Here is a 7,250-nt window from a genome sequence, read left to right as displayed (position 1 = left end):
GAGGGGCGGGGCGGGTGACGACGACCATGGCGGCGTCGTCGTCCAGGTGTCCGCCGACGTGGCGCAGCAGGTCGCGCCGGAAGCGGTCGAGGAAGGCGTCGGGGTCGCTCCCGCTCCAGCCGGTGATGCGGTCGGTGAGCGGGTAGAAGGCGCCGGTGGTGTCGCGGGCCTCGGTGACGCCGTCCGTGTACAGCAGCAGGAGGTCTCCCGGCTCGAACGGGAAGCTGTCGACGTGGTAGCGGGGGTGCGCCAGGTCGCCCAGGCCCAGTGGGGGCGCGGGGCGACGGACGTCCATCGTCGTCGGCCGGCCGTCGCGCAGGATCACCGGTGGCGGGTGCCCGCAGGAGATCATCCGGACCGGGCCGTCCCGGTCGGGGATGTCCAGGACGGTGGCGGTGATGAACGTCTCGCCGTAGCGGCTCGTCTCGCCCGGTTCCATCAGGTCCCAGCACACGCTCCGGTCGAGGTAGGTCACCAGCTCGTCCAGGTCCGCCCGGCGGTGGGCGGCTACGCGGAACGCTCCCAGCAGCAGGGCGGCGTCGTTGACCGCGGTCATCCCCTTGCCCTGCACGTCGCCGACGATCAGCCGGGTCCCGGAGGCGGTCCGGGCCGCCGCGTACAGGTCCCCGCCGATCCGGGCCTCGGCCTCGGCGGCGAGGTAGAGGGCGGAGGCGCGCAGGGGGCCGAGCTCCCGGGGCAGCGGCGGCAGGACCACCCGCTGGGCGACCTCGGACACGTACCGCACCTGCGTCAGCTCCCTCGCGCGGCGTTCCCGCAGGACGCAGAAGACCACCAGGCTCGTGCCGACCAGGATCAGGGCGATGATCTGTGCCTCGTGGTTGGCCGAGAGCAGATCGTCGGGGTCGCGGATGACCCCGATGAGCGTCTGGGCGACGACCGCCAGTGCCGCGACCAGGCCCACCGTCCTGGGCCCGCCGAACGACGGCGTGATCGCCGGGGCCGCGACGAGCAGCGGACCGAGATGGATGTCGGGCGGGGCGAGAACATCGATCACGGACACCGCGACGATCCACGCGATCGGGATGGCGACCAGCGCCCACCGGGGGCGGGGGCCTGTGCGGCGCTCGGACATGCCTCCTCTCTACACCGCCCCCGCAGGGTCCGCACCGGCAGCGGGGGCGGGCCGCGCCGCCGGGGCGCGCGGGTCGCGCCGGTGGCGGAGGCAGGAGGGAAGGGCGGCCCGGTGCGTCACGCCCGTACGGCGGCGCCCGGTGTGCTCGCCGGGGGCTTCCGCGCGCGCCGCAACCTCAGCAGAGCCTTCTGGAGCAGCAGCGTCAGTGTGCCCGCGAGGATGATCCCGCCGAGGTTGGCGAGCAGCTGCTGCCCGGAGCCGACGGTCTGCTGGTAGTCGGAGTAGCTGAACGCGACGGCCGCGTTGGCGGCGGCCGGGACGGTCGTCACCGAGATCGCCACCCCGATCAGCGCCCCTGACTTCGCGGAGGTGAGCGAGAGCGTCCCGGCGATGCCCGCGAGGAACGCCACCACGAACGACATCCAGTCCGGGTGCCAGATGAACCCGGTGTTGGGCCGGGGCTTGTCGATCATCCCGCTGTTGAAGAGGCCGAAGGCGTCCATCAGCCAGGCGAAGCCCGCGGTGATCAGCATCGCCAGAGCGAACCCGCCGATCAGCGCCCACAGCGACCGCGCGACCAGGCGCGGGGCGCGTTGCACCAGGGCCGTGGAGATCCCTGCCAGTGGCCCGAACTCCGGGCCGACCGCCATCGCGCCCACGATCAGCACCGCGTTGTCGAGCATCACCCCGCAGGCGGCGAGCATCGTGGCGAGGGCGAGGAAGGAGACGTAGGTGATGGAGAACGTCGACTCCTCGTGCGTCGCCTCCGTCAGCTCCTCCCACAGCACCGCGTCGGCGCCGTCGCCCGGGGCCTCCTCCTCCGCCCGGTCGGCGTGGTCGGAGAGCGTCAGCTCCATGTTCTCCATGGTGATCGACCCGGACCTGTCGATGCCGAGCCGGCGCAGCGCACCGATCAGCTCGTCGCCTGCCTCGCGGGCCACGTCGCACATCACCACGTCGCCGGCGGGGGAGCGGGCGGCGCCCGGCAGGACCACCAGATGGGCGGTGCCGACGGTCGTCTTCAGCAGGGCGACGACCTCGTCCGTGGTGTCGGCGGGCACGATCAGACGCAGGTGCAGCACGCGGCGGCCGCCCTTCCGGGGCGCAGGGGTCAGAGCTTGCGCAGGGACAGCTTCTGGACCTTGTGGTCCGGACCCTTGCGGAGCACCAGGGTGGCACGGCCGCGCGTCGGAGCGACGTTCTCCAGCAGATTCGGCTTGTTGATGGTCCGCCACATGGTGCGCGCGTAGTCCAGCGCCTCCTCCTCGGAGACCTGGGTGTACTTGCGGAAGTACGAGGACGGGTCCTGGAACGCGGTGGCGCGCAGCTTGCGGAAGCGGTTCAGGTACCAGGTCTCGATGTCCTCGGCCCGCGCGTCCACGTACACGCTGAAGTCGAAGTAGTCGGCGAGCCCGACCCTGGTGCGGCCGTCGCTGCCGGGCAGCGCGGGCTGGAGGACGTTGAGGCCCTCGACGATGAGGATGTCGGGGCGGCGCACGGTGAGCCGCTCGTCGGGGACGATGTCGTAGATCAGGTGCGAGTAGACGGGCGCGGTCACCTCGTCCTTGCCCGCCTTGATGTCGGCGACGAAGCGGGTCAGGGCGCGCCGGTCGTAGGACTCCGGGAACCCTTTGCGGGAGGTCAGCCCGCGCGCCCGGAGCTCCTTCATCGGCAGCAGGAACCCGTCCGTGGTCACCAGCTCGACGCGCGGGTGCTCGGGCCAGCGGGCCAGCAGCGCCTGGAGGATGCGGGCGCTGGTGGACTTGCCGACGGCGACACTGCCCGCGACCCCTATGACGAACGGGGTGCCGCGCTGCGCCCCGTGCCCGTTCCCGGCGTCCCCGAGGAAGGTGTTCAGCGCGCCGCGCAGCCCGGAGGTGGCCTGGACGTACAGGTTGAGCAGCCGGGAGAGCGGCAGATAGACGTCCCGCACCTCGTCCAGGTCGATGACGTCCCCGAGCCCCCGCAGCCGCTCCACCTCGTCGGCGGTCAGCGGCAGCGGGGTCTTGTCCCGCAGTGCGCTCCACTCGTCGCGCGAGAGGTCGACGTACGGGGTCGGCGCGTGCTCGGTGCGACGGTGGGTGCTCCGTGCGGGTGAGGTGATCACCTGTTCATTGTTGCGGGAGTTTTAACGGAGTGGGGGGTGGGGTCGGTCACGTGGGTGGCGGTGGCGGTGCGGGTGCCCCGGGCGGGGCCGTGGCCCGGCCCGCGGGAAGGCCGCGGGCCCGGTGTCCGCTCCCCTGTGCCGGACACCGGGCCCGCGCCCGGGTTCTGTACGCGCCGTACGGTCAGGGCTTCTGGCCCTTGGCGTCGACGACGGCGGCCTTGGTCCTCGCAACGTCGAGCAGCATGTCTCCGCGCTGGTAGACCATGAGTTCACGCCCGCTGGAACTGGGGAACTCGTATGTCCTGGTGACCACGTCGCGCCTTCCCGCGTAGCTGTAGTCGACCGGGTCGATGAGGATCTCGCTCCGGATGTCCTGCCCGTCGTGCTGGCGGGTCACGGCGATGACCTGGCGGCCGGAGGCGTCCCGGATCAGGTGGTCGGTCACCTCGGCGCCGTCGACCGTTGCCATCGCCCGGTAGATGCGAGCCAGCGCGTCGGGCGGGATGGGGTACGACTCCAGCAGGACGGAGAGGGCGCGGAAGCTGTGCTCGTCCTTGGCTTCGGGGGGTCCGTCCAGACCGCTGCCGGTGGGGAAGACCTTCCGCAGTTCCGCGAGGAGGGCCTCGGGGTCCTCCGGGAGATCAGCGGCGATCTTGTAGGACTCGCGGGCGGTCCGGTGGTCCGTGTCGGACTCGTCGTTCTCCGCGACCTCGTCGTGGTACGGGATCCAGGAGGGCTCGGGATCCGGCACTTCCAGGGTGCCCGTCACCTCGGGGTCCGACCCGTCCTTCCTGGTCGGCTGGGCCGGTACTCCGCCTACCTCCCAGAGGTAGATCCACTGGTCCGCCCGCGGCTCCGGGGGCACCTCCTGCCGGTCCAGGAAGTCGGCGGCCCGCCCCAGGGCGGCGGCCGGGCCGGACAGGTCGAGGTCGCCCGCCACGGTCGCCGGGGCCGACGGCCGGGGCGCGGGGGTGTCCACGATCTGGGTGATGAACAACGCCGCCGCGGTGATCGCCACCACCGCGCCGAGCGAGGCGACCCGCCAGTCGGCCCGCAGCCTGCGCGTTCGGCGGCTCCTGCCCGCGATGGCGTCGGTCAGGAGTGCGCGCCCGGGGGCGAGGGCGGCGCGGTCGGGTACGGGGGCGTCGGCGCGCAGCTCACGCAGCTGGGTCATTTCGTCCATGACGGGGTCAGCTCCTGTTCGGCCGAGGTGAACGCGGGGTCGGTGTTCAGGGACTCGCGGACCTTGCGGCGGGCCCGGTTCAGGCGGGATCTGACCGTGCCCAGCGGTATCCGCAGCGCGTCGGCCACCTCCTGGTAGCCGAGGTCCGCCCAGGCGACGAGCAGCAGGACGTGCCGGTCGCCGGGGGAGAGCGAGGCCAGCGCCCCCGCGAGCGGGGCCTGTACGGCCAGCCGGTCGTCCGAGCGGTCGCTCCAGGACGCGGCCACCGGGTCGTGGCCCGTCCGGGCCAGCGCCTTGAGTGCGCGGACCTCGGTACGGCGGTGCTTGCCGATCAGGTTGGCGGCGATGCCGTACAGCCAGGGCCGGGCCAGCCGGTGGGCGGTGTCGTAGCGGTCCCGGGTACGGAACGCGATGAGGAACGTCTCCGCCGTGATGTCGTCCGCCGCGCCCTCCCCGAGGCGGCGGGCGGCGTAGCGGTGGATGTCCGGGGCGTGCCGGTCGTACAGCCCGGCGAACAGCTCGGGCTCGTCGAGGGATTGCGTGATGACGTCGGCGTCGTCTCCAGCCCGGCCCTCGCTCTCGCTCTCGTTCTCGCCCTCGTGCTTGGTGCCGGGGCGGGCCGGAGGTGGTCCGGTCACTGCGCCTCCAGGGGTGCGTCGGTCGGTGTGGCTGTCACCCCTGTTGTCCGCAGCGGCCGGAAAGGTTCACGGGCGGAAAGGTTCGCGGGCGGGCAGTCCACGGGGTTCGCGGGCGGAAGGCGGACGGGCGGTGAGGCGTCCCGCGGGACACCTCACCGCCCGTCCGTTCCTCGTGCGGGCCCGCCCGCCCCTACGCGTCCTGCGGGTACCAGCGCAGCTCGACCGTGTTGCCGTCCGGGTCGAGTACGTACACCGAGGTGGCCGAGCCCCGGGCCCCGAAGCGGGGGACCGGGCCCTCCTTCACCGTGAACACCCCGGAGTCGATGACCTCCTGCCAGTCGAGCGGGTCGACGACGAGGCAGATGTGGTCCACGTTCGACTCGCCGCGCGGACGGTCCAGCAGGTCGATGATCGTGGTCGGGCTGACCCGGACCGAGGGGAAGGGCACCTTGCCCGCCCGCCACTCCTCGACCCGTACGGGCTCCAGGCCCAGGGGCCCGCAGTAGAACGCGATGGCCCGCTCGACGTCCCCGACGTTGAGGACGAGGTGGTCGAAGGCCTTGACCCGCACGGTCGGCGGTACGGACATGGCTCAGGCCTCCGATGCGTACGTGGCGAAGTCCGCGCAGGTCGCCCGGGCCGCCGGGCCGCAGCCGAGGCGGGGGCCGTCGTCGGTGTCGCGGCTGCTCCTGAACCAGGTCGGCTCGATGCTGTTCATGTCTCTCCCAGCGGTATTCCGATGAACTCCCGTGACAGTAGAGGGTGGCTCCGTCACGCCGCTGCCGCCTTGACCGCGCTTTGACTGCGCTCTGCAAAGGTCTGGGCATGGCTGACATCACAGCGGACCCCGTGGACGTGGGCGGTGCCCTTCCCCGGGCCGGGTACGTGATCCTGACCGAGAGAACCCCGTGACCAGGCCGGCGGCACCTCGGCCGCGTCCCGGTGACAGCGAACCCGGCTCCGCACTGCCGCCGCCGGCCTGGGACAGGGCCGTCGTCCTGGGCGGCGGCTACGCGGGCCTCCTGGCCGCCCGTGTCCTGACCGGGCACTTCCGCCAGGTCACCGTCATCGAACGCGACCCGCCTCCCGCGCCCGGTGAGCCCGCGACCCGCCCCGGCGTCCCGCAGGCCCACCACCCCCACGCCCTGCTGGCCCGCGGCGCCGAGCACCTGGAGGAGCTGTTCCCCGGGCTCCGCGAGGAACTCGCCGCCCGCGGCTGCCCGGTCGAGGACTTCGCCGCGGCCACCCGCATGCTGTTCCCCACCGGCTGGGCGCCCCGCACCCCGGTCGGCTTCGACGTCCAACTGGTGGCGCGCCCCGCGCTGGAACAGGTGCTGCGCGAGAGGGTCACCGCCCTGCCGTCCGTCGCCTTCCGCTACGGCGTACGCGCCGAAGCGCTGCTCCTGGACCAGCAGCCGGGCGGCGTGGGGGTGACGGTCCGTCCGCGCGACGGCGAGGGGCGGGACGAGGTGATCCAGGCGGACCTGGTCGTCGACGCCACCGGCCGCGCTACCCGGCTGCCCCGCTGGCTCGCGGACGCCGGCTACCCCCTCCCCGACACTCTCGTGGTCGACGGGAAGGTCACCTACGCCTCGCGCTTCTACACCTTCCGGCCGGACCCGGGACAGGACTGGTTCGCCTCCTACCAGCCCACCCTCGCCCCGCACTCACCGCGCGGGGGCGTCGCGGCCCGTGTCGGTCCCGACCTGTGGCAGCTCGGCCTGATCGGTGCGGGCGGCCAGGCCCCACCCGCCGACGAGGACGGCTTCCGCGCGTACGCCGCGGCCCTCGACAACCCCGACTTCGCCCACATCATCGACCACGGCACACCCCAGGGCCCCGTCCGGCAGACCCGCTCCACCGTCAACCGCTGGCACCGCTACGACCGTCTGCCCCGCTGGCCCGGACGCCTCATAGCCCTCGGCGACAGCATCTGCGCGCTCAACCCCGTCTACGCACAGGGCATGACCGTCGCCGCCCGGCAGGCCACCCTCCTCGACTCCCTCCTCACCCGCCACGCGCACACGGCCCGCACCAAGGGCACGCCCGGCGCACTGGACCGGCTGGGTCCGGCGTTCCAGCGACAGGCCGCCGCTCTCGCGCGTGGCCCGTGGCTCCTCAACACCTCCGCCGACCGCGCCTGGCAGCCCGCCACCGCCCCCCTGGGCACGCGCATCGCCACCCGCTACCTCGCGGCCGTCACCGCGCGCCTGCCCCACCATCCCGCCC

At 73.1% G+C, this 7,250-nt stretch carries 8 protein-coding genes; 1 reads left to right on the top strand and 7 read right to left on the bottom strand.

Annotation, left to right across the window (positions count from 1 at the left end):
- The 7 genes from HET64_RS34265 to HET64_RS39730 form a co-directional block, all read right to left on the bottom strand.
- Positions 1 to 1,093 (bottom strand): PP2C family protein-serine/threonine phosphatase (locus HET64_RS34265; RefSeq protein ID WP_215111151.1); only part of this gene is annotated, 1,093 nt, incomplete at its 3' end.
- 116 nt (positions 1,094 to 1,209) lie between these two features.
- Entirely contained in the window at positions 1,210 to 2,175 is a 966-nt protein-coding gene (locus tag HET64_RS34260) for a DUF389 domain-containing protein (protein WP_215111150.1), read from the bottom strand.
- Between the two features lie 29 nt (positions 2,176 to 2,204).
- Positions 2,205 to 3,200: a type I pantothenate kinase gene (gene coaA / locus HET64_RS34255; RefSeq protein ID WP_215111149.1), complete on the bottom strand. Its 996-nt coding sequence runs from the start codon at positions 3,198 to 3,200 to the stop codon at positions 2,205 to 2,207.
- Positions 3,201 to 3,381: 181 nt separating this feature from the next.
- A complete protein-coding gene (locus tag HET64_RS34250) occupies positions 3,382 to 4,383 on the bottom strand; it encodes a CU044_5270 family protein (RefSeq protein WP_215111148.1) in 1,002 nt (333 codons plus the stop codon).
- Positions 4,371 to 5,021 (bottom strand): RNA polymerase sigma factor, encoded by a 651-nt coding sequence (locus HET64_RS34245; protein ID WP_215111147.1) that lies wholly within the window; start codon positions 5,019 to 5,021, stop codon positions 4,371 to 4,373. Before HET64_RS34245 ends, HET64_RS34250 begins: the two co-directional genes overlap by 13 nt.
- A gap of 190 nt (positions 5,022 to 5,211) precedes the next feature.
- Entirely contained in the window at positions 5,212 to 5,610 is a 399-nt protein-coding gene (locus HET64_RS34240; protein WP_007453133.1) for a VOC family protein, read from the bottom strand.
- A gap of 3 nt (positions 5,611 to 5,613) precedes the next feature.
- A complete protein-coding gene (locus tag HET64_RS39730; RefSeq protein WP_285801933.1) occupies positions 5,614 to 5,739 on the bottom strand; it encodes a hypothetical protein in 126 nt (41 codons plus the stop codon).
- Between the two features lie 190 nt (positions 5,740 to 5,929).
- On the opposite strand from HET64_RS39730, the gene HET64_RS34235 reads away from it, so the two are divergent.
- The coding region (locus tag HET64_RS34235) for an NAD(P)/FAD-dependent oxidoreductase (protein WP_215111146.1) at positions 5,930 to 7,250 on the top strand (1,321 nt) is incomplete at its 3' end.

The organism is Streptomyces sp. McG3 (genome assembly GCF_018619185.1).
In the GTDB taxonomy this organism is placed as follows: domain Bacteria; phylum Actinomycetota; class Actinomycetes; order Streptomycetales; family Streptomycetaceae; genus Streptomyces.
The sequence above is the reverse complement of the archived record's forward strand: the minus strand, read 5'-3'. Positions and strand labels throughout refer to the sequence as shown.